Source organism: Aquabacterium sp. OR-4 (assembly GCF_025290835.2).
In the GTDB taxonomy this organism is placed as follows: Bacteria; Pseudomonadota; Gammaproteobacteria; order Burkholderiales; family Burkholderiaceae_C; genus Pseudaquabacterium.
Genome location: NZ_JAOCQD020000001.1, coordinates 2,604,691 through 2,624,037, shown reverse-complemented (window position 1 = coordinate 2,624,037; position 19,347 = coordinate 2,604,691). Strand labels below are relative to the sequence as shown.

The following is a 19,347-nucleotide window of genomic DNA, read 5'->3' as shown; positions in this document are numbered from 1 at the left end:
AAAAGGATGTCAAAAACCCCCCACCCGGTGGCCCCGCGGGATGGGACTGTCGATGATGAAAACGGCCACCTCGCGAAACGCGGGTGACCGTCGAGGCCGCATTGTAGCCCGCCGGGTGGATTGGCCTGTCCGGCCGCTGGACGGGGCCCCTCGGCGGCGCGACTAAAATCGCGGATTGCCCAGACCTGCCGCCCCCATGACCGCCACCGCATCCGCGCCTGACCTGCCCGACCGTTACGAAGACGCGCTGGCCGAACTCGAGCGCCTGGTGCAGGCCATGGAAGGCGGGCAGCTGCCGCTGGACGGCCTGCTGGGCCACTACCAGCGCGGCAGCGCGCTGCTGGCCCTGTGCCGCGAGCGCCTGCAGGCGGTGGAGTCGCAGGTCAAGGTGCTGGAAGACGGCCAGCTGACCGAGTGGACCGGTGCATGAGCCCGCCGGGCCGTTCCCCAGCGCGAATCCCGCAGCGCACGGCGCAGAGGGTGGTGCAGTGAGCGCCGTGCTGTCTGGCGAGCGCTTCGAGGCCTGGGTGCGCGAGCAGCTGGTGCAGGTGGAGCAGGCGCTCGGCGCCTGGGTGCCTGCCGACGCGCCGGCGGGCCTGGGCGCGGCCATGCGCTACGGCGTGCTCGACGGCGGCAAGCGCCTGCGCCCGCTGCTGGTCTGCGCCGCCGCCGAGGCGGTGCAAGGCCATTGCGCTGCCGCCATGCGTGCCGCCGTGGCGGTGGAGCTGATCCACGCCTACTCGCTGGTGCACGACGACATGCCCTGCATGGACAACGACGTGCTGCGCCGCGGCAAGCCCACCGTGCATGTGCAGTTCGGCGAGGCCACGGCCATGCTGGCCGGAGATGCCATGCAGGCCCTGGCCTTCGAGGTGCTGACGCCCGATGCCGAGCCCGGCCTGCCGCCGGCGCTGCAGGCCCGCCTGGTGGCGCTGCTGGCGCGTTCCGCGGGCCACGCCGGCATGGCCGGTGGCCAGGCCATCGACCTGGCGGCCACCGGCAAGCCACTCGACGAGGCGGCGCTGCGCAACATGCACCGCCGCAAGACCGGCGCGCTGCTGCAGGCCAGCGTGCTGATGGGGGCCGCCACCGGCCCCTGCGACGCCACGGCCTGGGCGGCGTTGTCCGATTTCGGGGCGGCGCTGGGCCTGGCCTTCCAGGTGGTCGACGACATCCTCGACGTGACCCAGGCTTCCGAGACCCTGGGCAAGACCGCCGGCAAGGACCTCGACGCCAACAAGCCGACCTATGTCACCGTGCTGGGCCTCGACGAGGCCCGCCGCCAGGCGCATGCACTGCATGCGGCTGCCGTGGATGCGCTGTCGCGCAGCGGCCTCACCGAGATCGGCGATCTGCGCCAGCTGGCCGACATGGTCGTCGACCGCGACTGCTGAGCCGCGGCTTCTGGAGTTCACGCCCATGCCTTATTCGCTGCTGCACACCATTTCCACCCCGGCCGAGCTGCGCCGCCTGTCGCGGCCGCAGCTGCGCACGCTGGCGCAGGAGCTGCGGGCCTATCTGCTCGAAAGCGTGGCCAAGACCGGCGGCCATCTGTCGTCCAACCTCGGCACGGTGGAGCTCACCATCGCGCTGCACTATGTGTTCGACACGCCGCACGACCGCCTGGTGTGGGACGTGGGCCACCAGACCTATCCGCACAAGATCCTCACCGGCCGGCGCGAGGCCATGGCCACGCTCAAGCAGATGGGCGGCATCAGCGGCTTTCCGCGCCGCGCCGAGAGCGACTACGACACCTTCGGCACCGGCCATTCCAGCACCAGCATCTCGGCCGCGCTGGGCATGGCCCACGCCGCCAAGCTGAAGGGCGAGCGCCGCCATGTGGTGGCGGTGATCGGCGATGGCGCGCTGACCGGCGGCATGGCCTTCGAGGCCATGAACCACGGCGGATCGCCGCATGGCGTGGGCCCGGCCGACATGCTGGTGGTGCTCAACGACAACGACATGTCGATCAGCCCGCCGGTGGGTGCGCTGAACAAGCACCTGGCACGCCTGATGAGCGGCAATTTCTACAGCGCCGCGCGCGAGGGCGCCAAGAGCGTGCTCAAGAACACGCCGCTGTACGAGTTTGCGCGCCGCTTCGAGGAGCACACCAAGGGCATGGTGGTGCCCGGCACCATCTTCGAGGAGCTGGGCTTCACCTATGTGGGCCCGATCGACGGCCATGACCTCGACGCGCTGATTCCCACGTTGGAGAACCTGCGCGACAAGCGCGGCCCGCAGTTCCTGCACGTGGTCACCAAGAAGGGCTACGGCTACAAGCTGGCCGAAGCCGACCCGATCAACTACCACGGCCCGGGCAAGTTCGACCCCAGCGTGGGCCTGACCAAGCCCAGCGCGCCGCCCAAGACCACCTTCACCCAGGTGTTCGGCCAGTGGCTGTGCGACATGGCCGCGGCCGACCCCCGCCTGGTGGGCATCACGCCCGCCATGCGTGAGGGCTCGGGCATGGTCGAGTTCGAGCAGCGCTTTCCCAAGCGCTACCACGACGTGGGCATTGCCGAGCAGCATGCCGTCACCTTTGCCGGCGGCCTGGCCTGCGAGGGCTTCAAGCCGGTGCTGGCGATCTACTCCACCTTTCTGCAGCGCGGCTACGACCAGCTGATCCACGATGTGGCGCTGCAGAACCTGCCGGTGATGTTGGCGCTCGACCGCGCCGGCCTGGTGGGCGCCGACGGCGCCACGCATGCCGGCGCCTACGACATCGCCTTCCTGCGCTGTGTGCCGAACATGGCCGTGCTCACCCCGTCCGACGAGGACGAATGCCGCAAAGCGCTGACCACCGCCTACCGGCGCGATCACCCGACCGCGGTGCGCTATCCGCGCGGCGCCGGCATCGGTCGCGCCATCGAGCCCGGCCTGGCCGAACTGCCCTGGGGCCGGGGCGAAATGCGCCGCAACAGCAGCCTGCCGCAGGGGGCGGGTGGCGTGGCGGCACGGCGCATCGCCATCCTGGCCTTCGGCACGCTGCTGCACCCGGCGCTGGCCGCGGCCGAGGCGCTGGATGCCAGCGTGGCCAACATGCGCTTTGCCAAGCCGCTCGACACCGAGCTGCTGTGCAGCCTGGCACGAAGCCACGACGCGCTGGTGACGATCGAGGAAGGCTGCATCGCCGGTGGTGCCGGCAGTGCCGTGGGCGAGGCGCTGGCCGCCGCCGGCATCAGCGTGCCGCTGCTGCACCTGGGCCTGCCCGACGAGTTCATCGAGCATGGCGATCCGGCGCGGCTGCTGGCGCTGTGCGGGCTGGATGCCGCGGGCATCGAGGCGGCGGTGCGCAAGCGCTTCGGGCCGGCCTTGTCGCTGGTGGCGCGGCCGGCGGTCAACGACTGACCGGCCGGTGCACCGGGCCATCGTCAGCACCCCCGCAGCGAAGGCCCGGCGCCCACCATGTCCACCGGCACCTCGCTGATCAACCCGGCGGTGCACGACGCCCAGGCCATGCGCCAGGCCGGCGCCGACCTGCTGTCGCTGGCGCTGATGGACGCCCGCAGCCGCACGCTGGGCTGGCTGGCGGCCTTCGAGGACCTGAGCTTTCGGGTGCCCTTCGACGACTTCGACCCGCCGCTGTGGTGGGTGGGCCATGCCGCCTGGTACCAGGAATACTGGATCGCCCGCCACGTGCAGCGCGGCCGCGGTGCGGCGGCCGATCCGGCGGGCCTGCGCCTGGCTTCGACCGAGCCCTGTGCCGATGCCTGGTTCGATCCCCAGTCGCTGACCCGCGCCGAGCGCTGGCAGGACGCGCTGCCCGGCGCCGAGGCGCTGCGCCGCTACCTGGGCAGCACGCTGGAGGCCACGCTCGAGCTGCTGGACAAGCTCGGCCCCGGGCCCGTGGACGATGCCGCCCTGCACGTGTTTCGCATGGCCTTGTTGCACGAAGACGCGGTGGGCGAGACGCTGGCGGTGCTGGCCCAGGCGCTCGACCTGGGCCCTGACCGCCTGAACGGGCCGCAGCAGGCCGGCTGGCTGCCCGAGCTGCCGGCCCGCACGCGGCGCGACGCCATCGGCATGCCCGGCCAGCGCATGCAGCTGGGCTCGGCGCGCGGTGGCTACGTGCCCGACAACGAGTGCTGGGCGCACGAGCTGAGCGTGCCCGAGTTCGAGATCGATGCCCAGCCGGTGGGCTGGGCCGCCTATGCCGAGTTCATCGACGATGGCGGCTACGACCAGCGCCGCTGGTGGGGCCACGAGGGCTGGGAGTGGCTGGAGGCCACCACCCGCCGCGCCCCGCGCTATGTCGAGCAGGTCACCGGTGGCGTGCTGGCGCGCCGCCAGGGCCGCATGCAGCGCGTGCCCGGTGCACAGCCGGTGCTGCATGTCAGCGCCCACGAGGCCGAGGCCTGGTGTCGCTGGGCCGGCCGCCGCCTGCCCACCGAGCCCGAATGGGAGCTGGCCGCAGCGCGTGCCACGCAGCGCGGCTTTGTGTGGGGCGAGGTGCTCGAGTGGACGGCCGGCAGCGCCCGTGCCTGGCCCGGCGCACCGGCCGCACTGCAGGTGCTGCCAGGCCAGCGCGTGCTGCGCGGCGCCACCCTGCTGGCCAGCCCGCGCCTGCGCCACGCCCGCGCCCGCCGCTTTGTGCCGGCCGCCGCCGACGAGCTGTTCTGCGGGTTTCGCAGCTGCGCGCTCTGAGCGCAGCGTGCGGCGCCGGGTGCCCCATCCGCGGGCCAGCGCCGGGCCGCTCCCAAGCAGGCCCGCGCACCCGCCCGGCGGGTGGCGCCGCGTACCCGCGGCGCCGGGTGCCCCAGCTACTTTTCCACCAACCCCTCGCGCACCGCCAGGCGTACCAGGCCGGTCACGCCGTGCACGCCCAGCTTGGCCATGATGCGGCTGCGGTAGGTGTCCACGGTCTTGGGCGAGAGGTGCAGCTGCACGCCGATGGCGGCGCTGGACAGGCCGTTGACCACCATCGTGATGATCTGGCGCTCGCGTGGTGACAGCGTGGCAAACGCGTCGTCGGTGGTGGGGGCGGTGAGTGCCTGCAAGGCCAGGTCGGCCACCTGCGGGCCGAAGAAGCGGCGGCCGGCGGCCACCGCGTCGATGGCCTGCAGCAGCTCGGCGGCGCCGGCATCCTTGAGCACATAGCCCGAGGCGCCCAGGCGCACGGCCTCGGCCACATGGCGTGGCTGCTCCGACATGGTCAGCACCACGGCGCGCACCGTGGCGTCGCGGCGCCGCAGCTCGTGCAGCACCTCGAAACCCGAGCGCTCGCCCAGGCCCAGGTCGAGCAGCATCACCTGCGCCTGGCGCTGTTGTGCTTCTGCAACAGCCTGGGTTGGCTCGCTGGCCGTGCCCACGACCTCATGGCCGGCCGATTCGAGCAGCGCCTGCAGGCCATCGCGCAAGATGGCCTGGTCGTCGACAAGATAGATCCGGGTCATGGCACTGATCCGTTCACTGCGCGGCGCGTGGCTGGGCACCGGGTCGGCGGGCCTGTGGGCTCGCCAGCTGCACGCCCCGCACTGTGGCGTGGCCGCAGCTGGGGCATCGGCCGGAAAAGCGGCATTCGATACATCGTGATTCCAATCCCTGACATGCGGCTTGTCGTGCCACTTGGCGACACGATACCAAATGCGCATCCGGGTTGATCCGATTTGCAGCAGCGCCCGGGTAAATGCCGGGTTGGTGACGCCACCGTGGCACAGCGACAGTGCGGCCCTGGCCGTCCACGTATCCGCGTGGCGCAGTGCCGTTTGCGTGTTCACCTGCTCCCTGCTGCGTTCCATGATTTCTCTTCGATTCCGTCTTGCCCCCGTTGCGCTGGCCTGTGGCCTGGCCGGGCTGCCCACTGCCGTGCTGGCCCAGGCCGCGGGCGATGCCGTGGCCGACACGGTGGTGATCACCGGCTCGCCGCGCGTGCAGCGCCTGCTCGACACGCCCTATGCCATCACGGCCGTCGATGCCGCGGCGCTGCGCGATGCCGGGCCGATGATCAATTTGTCGGAGGCGCTGGCGCGCGTGCCGGGCCTGGTGGTCAACAACCGCAGCAACTACGCGCAGGATCTGCAGATGAGCTCGCGCGGCTTCGGCGCGCGTGCCGCCTTCGGCGTGCGTGGCCTGCGGCTCTACACCGATGGCATTCCGGCCACCATGCCCGACGGTCAGGGCCAGGTGGCGCACTTCGACCTGTCGGGCGCCGAGCGCATCGAGGTGCTGCGCGGGCCGTTCTCGGTGCTGTACGGCAACAGCTCGGGTGGTGTGGTGGCGGTGTTCTCCGCGCCGGTGCGCGCGGCGCAAAGCGAGGTCGGGGTCGACCTGGGCAGCTTCGGCCTGCACCAGCTGCGCCTGGGCCTGGCCACGCCGCTGGGCAGCGGCTTCGATCTGCGCGCCAGCATCACGCGCGCCGAGCTGGATGGCTTTCGACCGCAGAGCGCGGCCGACCGCCAGCTGGCCAATGTGCGCCTGGGCTGGCGCGGCGAGCGCGACAGCGTGGTGCTGCTGGTCTCCAACCACGACCAGCGGGCGCAAGACCCGCTGGGCCTGTCGCCCGGCCAGTTTGCGCTGGATGCGCGGTCGACCACGCCCCAGGCGCTGGAGTACAACACCCGCAAGACCATCCGCCAGACCCAGCTGGGGGTGAACTGGCGCCACGCGTTTGCCGAGGGCGGCGTGCTGCGCGCCTCGTCGCTCACGGCTTACGCCGGCTCGCGCGGCGTCACCGGCTGGCAGGCCATTCCGGCCTCGGTGCAGACCAGCGCCACCCACGGCGGCGGCGTGGTTGACTTCGACCGCACCTACCAGGGCCTGGATGCCAAGCTCGAGTGGCAGCTGGGCGGCGGCGATCTGGTCACCGGCGTCACCGCCGAGGGTCAGCGCGACGACCGCCGCGGCCACCGCAACTACACCGGCCCGGCCACCGCGCCCACCGCCAAGGGCGTGGTCGGCGAGCAGCGGCGCAAGGAGGTCAACCACGCCGATTCCCGCGAGGCCTATGCCCAGCTGCTGTGGCCGCTGGGCACGTCGCTGGCCTTTACCGGCGGCCTGCGCAGCGGCGAGGTGACGATGCGCACCGACGACGAGTTCCTGGCCAACGGCAACGATTCCGGCGAGCTGCGCTACCGCTACACCAACCCGGTGGCCGGCCTGCGCTGGACGCTGATGCCGGGCTGGGCGCTGCATGCCAGCGCCGCGCGCGGCTTCGAGTCGCCCACGCTGGGCGAGCTGGCCTATGCGCCCAGCACCCAGACCGGCGGCGGCTTCAACCGCCAGCTGGCCGGCCAGACCAGCCGGCAGTTCGAGCTGGGCAGCAAGTGGCTCGGCGCGGCCGCGTCGGCCGAGCTGGCGCTGTTCTCGGCCAGCACCGACAACGAGATCGGCGTGCTCAGCAACACCGGCGGCCGCTCGGTGTTCCAGAACGTCGGCGCCACGCGCCGCCACGGCGCCGAGCTGTCGGGCGCCTGGCGCGTGATGCCCGGCCTGCGCCTGCAGGCCTCGGCCAGCTGGCTGGAGGCCGAGTACCGCCACAGCATCGGCAGCGCGGTGGCCGGCAACCGCATCTCGGGCACGGTGGGTGCCAGCGCCTGGGCCGAGGCGGCCTGGCGGCCCGGCCTGCTGCCGGGCGAGCTGGCGCTCGAGTGGCGCGCCATGGGCCGCATGGCCGCCAACGACGCCAACACGGTGTACGCCCCGGGCCATGCGCTGGCCCACCTGCGCTGGTCGCACTCGCTGGCGCTGGGCCCCACCGATGCGCTGGAGCTGCTGGCCCGCGTCGACAACCTGTTCGACCGCCGCTACGTGGGCAGCGTGATCGTCAACGACGGCAATGGCCGCTTCTTCGAGCCCGGTGTGCCGCGCGCGCTGTTGTTGTCGGCGCGCTGGCAGCACCGCTGGTGAACCGGGCGCCCAGCGCGCGCCGCTGAACCGCCCACCCGTGAGTCGCCCACCCGTGAGTCGCCCTCCGTCCGGAACCCGCGCCATGCACCGCCGACACCTGCTGCTGGGCAGCGCCATGCTGGTGCCGGCGCTCGCCTGCGCGGCGGTGGCCGCGGCCGACCCGTTTCACGGTGATCCGTTCAAGAGCCACCAGTGGCCCGAGCTGAAAAAAGAGTTCCTTGGCGCCAAGGCCCGGGTGGTGTTCGACGAGCGGGTCAAGGTGCTCGGCCCGGCCTTTGCCGAAGACCCGATGAACGTGCCGATCACGGTCAGCGCGGCCTTGCCCGGGGTGCAGCGCATCGTGGTGCTGGTCGATCGCAACCCGATTCGCAAGGTGCTCGAGCTGCAGCCCATGGCGGCCCAGCCGGTGGTGGGTTTTCGCTTCAAGCTGGAGCAGGCCTCGCCGGTGCGTGCCGCGGCCTTGCTGGCCGACGGCGTGTGGCATGTGGGCGGGGTGCTGGTTGACTCGGCCGGCGGCGGCTGCACCGTGCCCGGTGGCACCCGCGCCGATGGCAGCTGGAGCCAGACCCTGGGCCAGGTCAGCGGGCGCCTGTTTGCCGCCAGCACGCCGGGGCCGGGCGACAGCGCGGCGCGGCTGCGCGTGCGCATCATGCATCCCATGGACACCGGCCTGGTCAACGGCATCCCGGCCTTCTACGTCAGCCGCCTGACCGTGCGCGATGGCCGCGAGCGCGAGCTGCTGCGCATCCACACCTTCGAGCCGGTAAGCGAGAACCCGGTGTTCAGCTTCGACTTCAGCGCGCGCCCGCCCGGACCGCTGCGCATTGTGGGTGTCGACAACAACGGCAACCGCATCGACAGCCGGGTGGAGTGATGGACAGGCCCGAACGCAGCAGCGCAAGCCGCCGCACAGACACCACCGCCAATCGCGGCGACAGCAGCCGCGACAACAGCCGAGCCAGCACCCACGCAGGCACCCGCAGCGCCGCAGGCCGGCTGGTGCGTGCCTGCGCCCGCCCGGCCATGCTGGCGCTGGCCACCGCGGCGGTGCTGGCCACGCCGCCGCTGGTGGCGCAGGCCCCGGGCACGCCGGTCATGAGCGCGGCGCCGCCGCCCGCCGCCACCGCACAGGCCAATGTGGCGCGGCTGGACTACGGCCTGAAGGCGCGTGCGCTGGCCGAGGGCGTGTGGGTGGTGGAGGGCGCCAACGACGACTTCAGCCCGGCCAATGGCTGCAACATCATCAACACCGGCTTCATTGCCACCGGCTCTGGCGTGCTGGTGATCAACACCGGCCCCAGCCGGCGCTATGGCGAGCAGCTGCGCGCGCTGATCGAGCGCACGACGCGCGAGCCGGTGCTGCAGGTGCTGCACCTGAACCTGCACCCCGACTACTTTCTCGGCAACCAGGCCTTTGCCGATGTGCCGATCCTGGCCACCGCCATCACCCGCGCCGGCATGGCGCGCGAGGCCCGGGCCTACGAGGACAACCTCTACCGCCTGTGCGGCGACTGGATGAAGGGCACCGAGGCGCGCCTGCCCACGCAGACCATCGGCCCCGGGCCGCTGCGCATCGGCCAGCGCGAATTCGAGTTGCGCGAGGTCAAGGGCCACACCGACAGCGACCTGGTGCTGGTGGATCGCGCGCGGGGCGTGGCCTTTGTCGGCGGCCTGGTGTTTGCCGACCGCATGCCCACCACGCCGCATGCCGATGCCAAGGCCTGGCTGGCCTCGCTGGAGCTGCTGGCCGGCCTGAAGCTGGGCACCGTGGTGCCCAGCCACGGGCCGGTGCATGCCGATGGCCACGGCCTGCAGCAGACCCGCAGCTACCTGCAGTGGCTTGACGCTCAGTTCACACGTTGGGCCGAGGCCGGCTGGGAGATGAACGAGGTGCTGCGCGGACCGGTGCCCGAGCCCTTCCGCCGCTGGGCCGCCTGGCCGGCCGAGTACACCCGCAACGTGGCACACCTGTACCCGCGCTACGAGCGGGCCGCGCTGCAGCGCCCGCGTGTGCCATGACCTTGCGGCCCCGGCTGTGCGAGCCTGGAGCAACAAGCCTCGGGTAAGCACTGAAAAAACCACCGTCTCGGCGCCGGCCAAAGGTGGCACGCTAGTTGCCGGGAAATCTTCCCGAAGCATCGGGTCTGGTTCCCGGTGTGACACACCTTCCTCTGGAGGAGACCCTCAAATGCGAATCAAATTGTTGAGCTTTCTGGTGGCGGCCGGCTGCGCCGCGATGGGCCCGCAGGCAGCGCAAGCCGCCGGCGTGACCGATCAGATGATCGAGAACGACGCCAAGTCCACCGGTGACGTTCTGAGCTGGGGCATCGGCCCGCAAGGCCAGCGCTACTCGCCGCTGAAGTCGATCAACACCGGCAACGTCAGCAAGCTGGTGCCGGTGTGGTCGTTCTCGTTCGGTGGCGAAAAGCAGCGCGGCCAGGAAACCCAGCCCATCGTGCACGACGGCAAGATGTACGTCACGGCCTCGTACTCGCGCATCTTCGCGCTCGACGCCAAGACCGGCGCCAAGCTCTGGAAGTACGAGCACCGCCTGCCCGACGGCATCATGCCCTGCTGCGACGTGATCAACCGCGGCGCCGCGATCTATGACAACCTGGTGATCTTCGCCACGCTGGATGCCCAGCTGGTGGCGCTGAACAAGGACACCGGCGATGTCGTGTGGAAGGAAAAGATCGACGACTACGCCGCCGGCTACTCGGCCAGCGCGGCGCCGCTGATCGCCGGCGGCCTGCTGCTCACCGGCGTGTCGGGTGGCGAGTTCGGCGTGATCGGCCGCGTCGAGGCGCGCAACCCCAAGACCGGCGCGCTGGTCTGGGTGCGCCCGGTGGTCGAAGGCCACATGGGCAAGAAGTTCGACAAGGACGGCAACGCCACCGACAACGGTGTCTCGGGCACCACCGGCAAGAGCTGGCCGGGCGACCTGTGGAAGACCGGCGGCGCGGCCACCTGGCTGGGCGGCACCTACAACCCCAAGACCGGCCTGGCCTACTTCGGCACCGGCAACCCGGCGCCCTGGAACAGCCACCTGCGCAAGGGTGACAACCTCTACAGCTGCTCCACCGTCGCCATCGACGTGAAGACCGGCCAGATCGTGTGGCACTACCAGAACACGCCCAACGACGGCTGGGACTTCGACGGCGTGAACGAGTTCGTCACCTATGACGACGGCGGCCAGGTGCTGGGCGGCAAGGCCGACCGCAACGGCTTCTTCTACGTCAACGATGCCAAGACCGGCAAGCTGGTCAACGCCTTCCCGTTCGTCAAGAAGATCACCTGGGCCACCGGCATCGACCTGAAGACCGGCCGCCCGAACTTCGTGCCCGAAAACCGCCCCGGCGACCCCACCGCCGGCGCTGACGGCAAGAAGGGCAACTCGGTGTTCTCGGCGCCTTCGTTCCTGGGCGGCAAGAACCAGATGCCGATGGCCTACTCGCCCGACACCAAGCTGTTCTACGTGCCGGCCAACGAATGGGGCATGGAGATCTGGAACGAGCCGATCACCTACAAGAAGGGCGCGGCCTACCTGGGCGCCGGCTTCACGATCAAGACGCTGAACGACGGTCCGATCGGCGCGCTGCGCGCCATCGATCCCAAGACCGGCAAGATCGTCTGGGAAGCCCCCAACAACGCGCCGCTGTGGGGTGGTGTGCTGACCACCGGCGGCAACCTGGTGTTCTGGGGCACGCCGGAAGGCTTCCTGCAGGCCGCCGATGCCAAGACCGGCAAGATCGTCTGGAAGTTCCAGACCGGCTCCGGCGTGGTGGCTCCCCCGGTCACCTGGGAAGACAAGGGCGAGCAGTACGTCGCCGTGGCTTCGGGCTGGGGTGGTGCGGTGCCGCTGTGGGGCGGCGACGTGGCCAAGAAGGTCAACTACCTCGAGCAGGGTGGCTCGATGTGGGTGTTCAAGCTCGCCAAGTGAGCGACAGCGGCCGGCCACACCGGCCGCTGAACAACCCAATGCAGAAGGGGGCCGCGAGGCCCCCTTTTTTTGCGCCCTGCGCCGCCTTCTCATGCGCCCTTGAGCGCGGCCTCCACGGCCCGCAGCAGCAGGCCGGCGTCGATCGGCTTGGCCAGGAACTGGGCGGCACCGGCCTCGATGCAGTCGTCGATGCGCTGCGGCCGGGTTTCGGCCGAGACCACGATCACCGGCACCTCGCGCATGCGCGGGTCGGCGCGCAGCGTGCGCAGCAGCTCGATGCCGGGGCGGTCGGGCAGGTCGAGGTCGAGCAGCACCAGATCGGCCAGCGCGGCGCGGGCCAGGCCGTCGGCGGCGGTGGCCACGCAGCGCAGGCTGACGCCCGGCAGGCTGCCCAGGATGCGCTGCACCTCGGCGGTGTCGCGCGCATCGTCCTCGATGTAGAGCACCTCGCCGATCGCCACCTGCGAGGCCAGCGGCGTGAGCTGGCTCGACAGCACCTCGCTGTGCCGGCCATGGGCGGTGTCGCCGGCGGCGCGCGGCAGGCGCACGCCGAACACCGAGCCTTCGCCCAGGCGGCTGCTCACCTCCAGATCGCCGGCCATCAGCTCGAGCAGCTTGCGGCAGATCACCAGGCCGATGCCGGTGCCCTGGTCGTGCAGCGCGCCGGGCGTGGCACCGCGCTCGCGGCCCAGGCGGTGGAAGGGCGTGAACAGCTCGCCCAGGCGCTCTTCGGGGATGCCCTGGCCGCTGTCTTCGACCTCGATGCGCAGCTCGCCCACGCCGGCCGGCCGGGTGCGCAGCTCGACCGTGCCGCCACGGCGGTTGTACTTGACCGCGTTGGACAGCAGGTTCACCAGCACCTGGCGCAGGCGCATCGGGTCGGCCTGCACCCACTCGGCCTGCGGCGACAGCGACAGCGACAGCGTCACGCCCGCGGCCAGCGCGGCGGGCTCGACCATGGCCATGGCCTCCTGGGCCAGGTCGGGCAGGGCCACTGGCTCAAGGTGCAGGCGCAGGCTGCCGGCTTCCATGCGCGAGAGGTCGAGCACGTCGTTGATCATGTCCAGCAGGTGCCAGCCGGCCTGGCGGATCTGCGCCAGGCCACGCTGGCGGCTGCCGCCGGTGGCCGGGCCTTCGGCGCTGCCGGCGTCGTCGAGCATCTGCGCAAAGCCGAGGATGGCGTTGAGCGGCGCGCGCAGCTCGTGGCTCAGCCGCGCCAGGAACTCGCTCTTGGTGCGGATGGCGATGGCCGCCTCGTCGCGCTCGCGCTCGGCCTCGCGCAGGCGCAGCACCTGGGTCAGGTCCTGCAGCGCACCCACCGTGGCCACCGGTGCGCCGCTGGCGTCGTGCAGGGTGCGCAGGCTGGCGGCCACCTGCAGCATGCGGCCGTCGGTGGTGAGGTAGCGCTGGCGCGTGGCACCGCCGCCGCCCAGCGCCGCCGCGGTGCCGTCGTCCTCGTGCACATCGGGCAGGCGGATGTCGTCGAGCGGGCGGCCCAGCAGCGCCGCCGCCTCGCAGCCCATCATGCGGCAGAAGGCCGGGTTGACCATGGTCAGGGTGCCAGCGTTGTCGACCAGCGTGACGCCGATCGGCACGCTGTCGAAGATGGCGCGAAAGCGCTGCTCGCTCTCGGCGGCCACGCGCTCGGCCTGGCGCCGCTCGTCGATCTCGGTGTGCAGCGCGGCGGTGCGTTCGCGCACCCGGTCCTCGATGCGGCGCAGCCGGCCGGTGAGCGCCAGCAGCAGCACGGCCAGCAGGGCCATGCCGGTGAGCGTGGGCAGGGCCAGCAGCCAGGCGGCGGTGAACAGGCGGTTGTCGGCCCCGGGCGGCTCGATCAGCAGCAGGTCGAGCCGGCGGTCGGCCAGCGTCAGGCGCGTGGCCTGGGTGCGCGTGGCGCCCTCGGTGGCCTGGTTCTGGCAGGCCTCGGGGCCGGCTAGGCGCTGCAGGCCGCTGGTGGCCTGGGTGCGGCCGTCGTACACGCACAGGCGCAGGTTGGGGTCGTCGGCGTCGGGCAGGGCCGGCTCGAGCTGGCGCTGCAGGTCGAGCAGGGCCACCATCACGCGGCGCGGTGCGTTGCCGTCGGCCGGCAGCGCCTGGGTCAGCAGCATGGTCTGGGCACCGGGGGCCACCGGCTGGGCATGGGCGCCCTGGTCGGCCAGCGCCTGGCGGGCCGCGTCGGCCAGGGCCGGGGCGTTGCGCAAGGCCTGGTCGCTGCCGGCGGCGCTGGCGTACAGGTGGCGCAGCGCCGGTGCCGCGCCGTCGCTGCCCAGCTCCAGCCAGCCGGCGGCCAGCAGGCCGGGGTTGCGCTGCATCCACAGGCCGGCCCAGGGGTCGAAGGCCTGGCCGCCCAGGCCCTCGCCGCCCACCGCGAGCATGCCGCGCAGTGCCAGCAGCGCCGCCAGCGGGTCATTGGCCAGCTGCTGCAGCCGCTGCTGGCGCGCATGGGTGTCGCGGTCAAAGCGCACCTGCAGGCGCAGCTCGTCGCGGCGCGCCACCTGGTCGATGCCGGGCAGCATCACCGCCATCAGCAGCAGCAGCGGCCAGGCCACCGGGCGGCGGCGCAGGCGCCAGGCCTCCTGCTGCCGCGCCAGCCAGCACAGCAGCACCGGCGCCACGATCACGATGGCCGCCCAGTCGGCCACCCAGCGGCCGGCGGCCGCGGCCAGCACCTGGCGCGAGAACAGGCCCTGGCTGTCGGCCCAGGCGGCCGTGGCCATGGCACCGGCCGCGCCCAGCGTGGCAGCGGCCGCCGCGGCATGCAGCGCAAAGCGGCGCAGGCGCGCGCCATCGTCCAGCTGCAGCAGCTGGGCGTCGTCGGCATGGCGCATCAGCCAGCCCATCAGCAGGGTCTGCACGGCCAGCAGCGCGGCATGGCCCAGCAGCGGCACCACGGCCGTGCCGGCCAGCGCGTCGCCGGCCATCGCGCCCAGCAGCGCGGCCGGCACCGTCCAGCGCCCGCGCGACAGGCCGGCGGCCACCATCACGCCGAGCACCAGGTTCAGCGGGGCCAGTGCGGTGGCGCCCAGCGTGTAGCGCGGCAACAGGGCCTGCAGCGCCGCACACAGCAGGGCCAGACACACTGCGCGCAGCGCGGCGCGGCCAAGGGGCGAGGGGGCAGGTACAGCGGCTGTGTTCATGGTGCGCGGCGAGTATCGCCCACGCGCCTGGCGCGCACGGGCCGGTGTTTCACGCCTTGCCAGGCGTGCGCGGGCGCTTGCAGCTGGCCGCGGGGGCGCCCACAGCGGCTTCCTACAATGCCCGCATGCCGTCTGCCACACCTGCCGCGCCCGCTGCCGCCAGCGCGCCGCGGCCGTGGCTCGGGCCGCTGCTGGCCATCGCGGGCGCGATGGCCTTCTCGGGCAAGGCCATCATCGTGAAACTGGGTTACCGCCACAGCCTGCTGGACAGCGGTGTGCCGCTGGACGCGCTGACCCTGGTGATGCTGCGCATGCTGGTGGCGCTGCCGTTTTTCGTGCTGCTGGCCTGGTGGGGCGGGCGCGGCCGCGCCGCGCTGGGCCGGCACGAGCTGGCTGCCGTCGCCGCGCTGGGCTTTGCCGGCTACTACCTCAGCAGCACGCTCGATTTTCTGGGCCTGCAGTACATCAGTGCCAGTCTCGAGCGCCTGATCCTCTACATCACGCCCACCGTGGTGGTGCTGCTGTCGCAGTGGCTGTTCGGCCGGCGTGCCACGCGCGCGCAATGGCTGGCCATGGCGCTGGCCTATGTGGGCCTGCTGCTGGTGTTTGGCCGCGAGCTGCACTTCGAGGGCCCGCGGGCCGCGCTGGGCGCGGCGCTGGTGCTGGCCAGCACGCTGAGCTACGCGCTGTACATGATTTACAGCGGCGAGTGGGTGCGCCGCATCGGCGCGCTGCGCCTGGCCGGCTGGGCCAGCGCGGTGGCCTGCGTGCTGTGCCTGCTGCAGTTCGTGGCGCTGCGGCCGCTGGCCACGCTGGCGGCGGTGCCGGCACCGGTGTGGTGGCTGTCGCTGCTCAACGGCACGCTGTGCACCGTGGCGCCGGTGCTGATGGTGATGATGGCCATCGAGCGCATCGGCTCGTCGCGCGCCTCGCAGCTGGGCATGGTGGGGCCGGTCTCCACCATCCTGATGGGCGTGGTGCTGCTGGGCGAGCCGCTCACCGGCTGGCTGGTGGCCGGCACCCTGTGCGTGCTGGGCAGCGTGACCTGGCTGGCGCGGATAAAGTAATTCCCCCCCCCACACCCCGATGCGCCAGCGGCGCCTGCCGGGTGGCGGTGGCCGATGGTGATGTGGGTGCCGCTGGGTACCCTGGACAATGAAGAGCGTTCTCTGGAGCACGACATGGATCTGGGTTTGCAGGGCAAGTGGGCGCTGGTGTGCGCCGCCAGCAAGGGGCTGGGCAAGGGCTGCGCGCAGGCGCTGGCGCGCGAGGGCGTGAACCTGGTGGTCACCGCCCGCGGGGCCGATGCCCTGCAGGCCACCGCGGCCGAGCTGCGGGCGCTGCACGCCGGCATCACGGTGCAGGCGGTGGCCGGCGACATCACCACGGCCGAGGGCCGCGCCGCCGCGCTGGCGGCCTGCCCGCAGGTCGACATCCTGATCAACAACGCCGGTGGACCGCCGCCGGGCGACTTTCGCGACTGGGACCGCGAGGCCTGGATCAAGGCGCTGGATGCCAACATGCTGACGCCCATCGAGCTGATCAAGGCCTGCGTGGACGGCATGGCCGCGCGCGGTTTCGGCCGCGTGGTCAACATCACCTCGGGTGCGGTGAAGGCGCCGATCGACTTTCTCGGCCTGTCCAACGGCGCCCGCAGCGGGCTCACCGGCTTCATCGCCGGGCTGGCGCGCCAGCCGCGGCTGGCCGGTGCCAATGTCACGCTCAACAACCTGTTGCCGGGGGCCTTCGACACCGACCGCCTGCAGACCACCCTGCGCGGCGCGGCCAGCAAGGAAGGCGTGGCGGTGGCCGAGATCGCGGCGCGGCGTGCGCGCGGCATTCCGGCCGGGCGCTTTGGCACGGCCGACGAGTTTGGCGCCTTCTGCGCCTTCATCTGCAGCGCGCAGGCCGGCTACCTGACCGGGCAGAACCTGCTGCTCGACGGTGGCGCCTACCCCGGCACCTACTGAGGCGCCCGGCGCCGTGGGCCAGCTTCACCCACCGCCGGGCGGCGAGCCAGGCGACGTCGGGCGGCCGGAGAGCCGGCCGCCTGCCTCAGGCCCTGCGGTGCTGCGCGTGCTGGGCCAGCCGGCCTCGATCAATGTGCGCAAGGTGCTGTGGACCTGCGCCGAGATCGGCCTGCCGATCGAGCGCGAAGACTGGGGCGGCGACACGCGCGCGCCCACCGCGCCGGGCTTTCTGGCGCTGAACCCCAACGCCATGGTGCCGGTGATCGTGGACGGCACGCAGGTGCTGTGGGAGTCGAACACAATCTGCCGCTACCTCGCGGCGCAGCATGGCCGCGTGGATCTGCTTCCCAACGCCGCCGGTGAGCGTGCAAAGGTCGAGCAGTGGATGGACTGGCAGATCGCCGAGCTGAACCCGGCCTGGCGCGCGGCCTTCGTGGCCCTGGTGCGCGGCCGGCCGGTGCCGGCCGATGAGGTGGCGGCCAGTACTGCGCAGTGGCACCGGCTGATGGCATTGCTGGATGCCCACCTGGGCGATGGCCGGACGCATGTCTGCGGCGAGGCCTTCACGCTGGCCGACGTGGTGCTGGGCCTGTCGGCCAACCGCTGGCACCACACGCCGCTGGCCGGCCGGCCCGGCCTGCCGGCCGTGGCCGCCTGGCTGGCGCGGCTGGCGCAGCGGCCGGCCTGCCGGCTGCACGGACTCAACGGCGTGGCCTGACGAGGTGTGAATCAGCGCGGCTACCAGCCCGCCGCCAGGCCGTCGCGCCGCGGATCGCTGGCCGCCACATAGCCTTCGGCCGCCGGATCGCCCAGGCGCCAGATGAACTGGCCGGCGCCGAAGTCCTGGTAGCTGTCGCTCAGCACCTCGGTCTGGTGGCCCAGGTCGCGCAGGCCCTGCACCACGGCCGGTGCCATGGCCGACTCGACATTGATCGACAGCCCGGCGTTGAAGCGCCAGCGTGGCGCGTCGCAGGCGGCCTGCGGGTTTTGCGCAAAGTCGAGCATGCGCACCAGGGTCTGCATGTGGCCCTGCGGCTGCATGTTGGCGCCCATCACGCCGTAGCTCATCACCGGTTGAAGCATCGTCGCCGATGTGGCTTTGCCACTCGGTGACACCCCCACGGGGGGCGGTGACGCGTCAAGCGTCGCCTGGGGGCATTGTTTCGTAAGGAAGGCCGGGATGATGGTGTGGAAGGGCCGTTTGCCCGGTGCCACCTGGTTGGGCCCGGCCTGCAGACCGAAGGCATGGCCGCGGTTCTGCAGGCTGATGCCGTACTCGGGCACCACCACGCCCGAGCCGAAGCCCATGTAGTTGCTCTGGATGAAGCTGACCATCATGCCGCTCTCGTCGGCCGCGGTGAGGTAGATGGTGCCGCCCTTGACCGGGTTGCCAGCGCCGAAGTCTTGCGCGCGTTTGGGGTCGATCAGCCTTGCACGCCCGGCCAGGTAGTCGGCATCGAGCATCTGCGCGGCGCTGACGTCCATGCTGGCGGGTTCGGCCACGTAGCGGTAGACATCGGCAAAGGCCAGCTTCATGGCCTCGATCTGCAGGTGCTGGGCGGCCACGCTGTCGGCGCCCAGCGCGGCCACGTCAAAGTGCCGCAGGATGCCGAGCGCGATCAGCGCCGCGATGCCCTGGCCGTTGGGCGGGATCTCGTGCAGGCGGTGGCCACGGTAGTCCTGGCCGATCGGCTCGACCCATTCCGGGCGGTACGCGGCCAGGTCGGCCACGGTCATGGCGCCGCCCTGGGCGGCGGCCTGGCGCGCCAGGCTCTCGGCAATCTCGCCACCGTAGAAGGCGGCGCCGCGGGTGGCGGCAATGGCCTTGAGGGCCCGCGCCGCGCCGGCAAAGCGGAACAGCTCGCCCACCGCCGGCGCGCGGCCGCGCGGCAGAAAGGTCTCGGCAAAGCCCGGCTGCGAGGCCAGGGCCTGCACCTGGGCCGCGGCGGCCCATTTCTCCTGCACCACCACCGGCACGGCATAGCCGCGCTCGGCTACCTCGATGGCCGGGGCCATCAGGTCGGCAAAGGGCAGCTTGCCGTAGCGCTCGCTCAGGGCCACCCACGAGGCCACGGCACCGGGCACGGTGACGGCGTCCCAGCCGCGCACCGGCGGCGTATGGGCGCCATCGCCGTACTTGCGGTGAAAGTACCCGGGCGTCCAGGCTGCCGGCGCGCGGCCCGAGGCATTGAGGCCCTGCAGGCGCTGGCTGGCGGGATCCCACAGGATGCAGAAGGCATCCGAGCCCAGGCCGTTGCTGCAGGGCTCGACCAGGGTCATCACCGCGGCGGTGGCCACCGCGGCATCCACCGCATTGCCACCCTGGGCCAGGATGCGCAGCCCGGCCTGCGCAGCCAGCGGATGCGAGGTGGCCACCACGTTGCGCGCAAACACCGGCAGGCGGGTCGAGCGGTAGGGGTTCTGAAAGTCGAAGGCGTGGGTCATGGGGGGCTCC

The 19,347-nt window shown here is 72.0% G+C and carries 14 protein-coding genes; 11 read left to right on the top strand and 3 right to left on the bottom strand.

The window, feature by feature from the left end; all coding sequences use genetic code 11:
* Nucleotides 1–196: 196 nt before the first annotated feature.
* From xseB to N4G63_RS11235, 4 genes are read left to right on the top strand one after another with little or no spacing between them, the layout of a single operon-like run.
* Nucleotides 197–430 carry an exodeoxyribonuclease VII small subunit gene (gene xseB / locus N4G63_RS11250; RefSeq protein WP_260788505.1) on the top strand — a complete coding sequence of 78 codons (234 nt, stop codon included), beginning with the start codon at nt 197–199 and terminating at the stop codon, nt 428–430.
* Between the two features lie 58 nt (nt 431–488).
* Complete coding sequence (locus N4G63_RS11245) at nt 489–1,394, top strand: polyprenyl synthetase family protein (RefSeq protein ID WP_443112028.1); 906 nt, start codon at nt 489–491, stop codon at nt 1,392–1,394.
* Nucleotides 1,395–1,419: 25 nt separating this feature from the next.
* Nucleotides 1,420–3,348 carry a 1-deoxy-D-xylulose-5-phosphate synthase gene (gene dxs, locus N4G63_RS11240; protein WP_260788504.1) on the top strand — a complete coding sequence of 643 codons (1,929 nt, stop codon included), beginning with the start codon at nt 1,420–1,422 and terminating at the stop codon, nt 3,346–3,348.
* A 57-nt stretch (nt 3,349–3,405) separates the two neighbouring features.
* Entirely contained in the window at nt 3,406–4,644 is a 1,239-nt protein-coding gene (locus N4G63_RS11235; protein ID WP_260788503.1) for an SUMF1/EgtB/PvdO family nonheme iron enzyme, read from the top strand.
* Between the two features lie 116 nt (nt 4,645–4,760).
* Here N4G63_RS11235 and N4G63_RS11230 read toward each other — a convergent pair whose 3' ends face one another.
* On the bottom strand, nt 4,761–5,393 hold the full coding sequence (locus N4G63_RS11230) for a response regulator (RefSeq protein WP_260788502.1): 633 nt from the start codon (nt 5,391–5,393) through the stop codon (nt 4,761–4,763).
* Between the two features lie 343 nt (nt 5,394–5,736).
* Between N4G63_RS11230 and N4G63_RS11225 the strand changes: the two genes are divergently transcribed.
* From N4G63_RS11225 to N4G63_RS11210, 4 genes are all read left to right on the top strand, one after another.
* On the top strand, nt 5,737–7,845 hold the full coding sequence (locus N4G63_RS11225; RefSeq protein ID WP_260788501.1) for a TonB-dependent receptor family protein: 2,109 nt from the start codon (nt 5,737–5,739) through the stop codon (nt 7,843–7,845).
* Between the two features lie 82 nt (nt 7,846–7,927).
* A complete protein-coding gene (locus tag N4G63_RS11220; protein ID WP_443112027.1) occupies nt 7,928–8,719 on the top strand; it encodes a quinoprotein dehydrogenase-associated SoxYZ-like carrier in 792 nt (263 codons plus the stop codon).
* Between the two features lie 221 nt (nt 8,720–8,940).
* Nucleotides 8,941–9,864, top strand: a complete 924-nt coding sequence (locus tag N4G63_RS11215; RefSeq protein WP_443112046.1) for a quinoprotein relay system zinc metallohydrolase 1 — start codon at nt 8,941–8,943, stop codon at nt 9,862–9,864.
* Between the two features lie 169 nt (nt 9,865–10,033).
* Nucleotides 10,034–11,785 carry a PQQ-dependent methanol/ethanol family dehydrogenase gene (locus tag N4G63_RS11210; RefSeq protein WP_314599683.1) on the top strand — a complete coding sequence of 584 codons (1,752 nt, stop codon included), beginning with the start codon at nt 10,034–10,036 and terminating at the stop codon, nt 11,783–11,785.
* A gap of 89 nt (nt 11,786–11,874) precedes the next feature.
* On the opposite strand, the gene N4G63_RS11205 is transcribed toward N4G63_RS11210, so the two are convergent.
* On the bottom strand, nt 11,875–14,922 hold the full coding sequence (locus N4G63_RS11205; RefSeq protein ID WP_314599682.1) for an ATP-binding protein: 3,048 nt from the start codon (nt 14,920–14,922) through the stop codon (nt 11,875–11,877).
* Between the two features lie 125 nt (nt 14,923–15,047).
* Here N4G63_RS11205 and N4G63_RS11200 point away from each other — a divergent pair, with 125 nt between their 5' ends.
* The 3 genes from N4G63_RS11200 to N4G63_RS11190 all read left to right on the top strand — a co-directional run bounded on the left by N4G63_RS11200 (nt 15,048) and on the right by N4G63_RS11190 (nt 17,610).
* Nucleotides 15,048–15,989 (top strand): DMT family transporter, encoded by a 942-nt coding sequence (locus N4G63_RS11200; RefSeq protein ID WP_260788497.1) that lies wholly within the window; start codon nt 15,048–15,050, stop codon nt 15,987–15,989.
* Between the two features lie 114 nt (nt 15,990–16,103).
* The gene (locus N4G63_RS11195; RefSeq protein WP_314599681.1) at nt 16,104–16,892 is read left to right on the top strand and encodes an SDR family oxidoreductase; all 789 of its coding nucleotides are present in this window, start codon (nt 16,104–16,106) and stop codon (nt 16,890–16,892) included.
* 97 nt (nt 16,893–16,989) lie between these two features.
* Entirely contained in the window at nt 16,990–17,610 is a 621-nt protein-coding gene (locus tag N4G63_RS11190; protein ID WP_314599680.1) for a glutathione S-transferase family protein, read from the top strand.
* Between the two features lie 20 nt (nt 17,611–17,630).
* Here the strand turns inward: N4G63_RS11190 and N4G63_RS11185 are convergent, their stop codons facing one another.
* Nucleotides 17,631–19,337 (bottom strand): gamma-glutamyltransferase family protein, encoded by a 1,707-nt coding sequence (locus N4G63_RS11185; RefSeq protein ID WP_314599679.1) that lies wholly within the window; start codon nt 19,335–19,337, stop codon nt 17,631–17,633.
* Nucleotides 19,338–19,347: the final 10 nt, after the last annotated feature.

Coding starts and splice junctions, on each gene's coding strand:
- xseB (WP_260788505.1), top strand. CDS start 197: ATGACCGCCACCGCATCCGCGCCTGACCTGCCCGACCGTTACGAAGAC.
- dxs (WP_260788504.1), top strand. CDS start 1,420: ATGCCTTATTCGCTGCTGCACACCATTTCCACCCCGGCCGAGCTGCGC.
- N4G63_RS11235 (WP_260788503.1), top strand. CDS start 3,406: ATGTCCACCGGCACCTCGCTGATCAACCCGGCGGTGCACGACGCCCAG.
- N4G63_RS11230 (WP_260788502.1), bottom strand. CDS start 5,393: ATGACCCGGATCTATCTTGTCGACGACCAGGCCATCTTGCGCGATGGC.
- N4G63_RS11225 (WP_260788501.1), top strand. CDS start 5,737: ATGATTTCTCTTCGATTCCGTCTTGCCCCCGTTGCGCTGGCCTGTGGC.
- N4G63_RS11220 (WP_443112027.1), top strand. CDS start 7,928: ATGCACCGCCGACACCTGCTGCTGGGCAGCGCCATGCTGGTGCCGGCG.
- N4G63_RS11215 (WP_443112046.1), top strand. CDS start 8,941: ATGAGCGCGGCGCCGCCGCCCGCCGCCACCGCACAGGCCAATGTGGCG.
- N4G63_RS11210 (WP_314599683.1), top strand. CDS start 10,034: ATGCGAATCAAATTGTTGAGCTTTCTGGTGGCGGCCGGCTGCGCCGCG.
- N4G63_RS11205 (WP_314599682.1), bottom strand. CDS start 14,922: ATGAACACAGCCGCTGTACCTGCCCCCTCGCCCCTTGGCCGCGCCGCG.
- N4G63_RS11200 (WP_260788497.1), top strand. CDS start 15,048: ATGCCGTCTGCCACACCTGCCGCGCCCGCTGCCGCCAGCGCGCCGCGG.
- N4G63_RS11195 (WP_314599681.1), top strand. CDS start 16,104: ATGGATCTGGGTTTGCAGGGCAAGTGGGCGCTGGTGTGCGCCGCCAGC.
- N4G63_RS11185 (WP_314599679.1), bottom strand. CDS start 19,337: ATGACCCACGCCTTCGACTTTCAGAACCCCTACCGCTCGACCCGCCTG.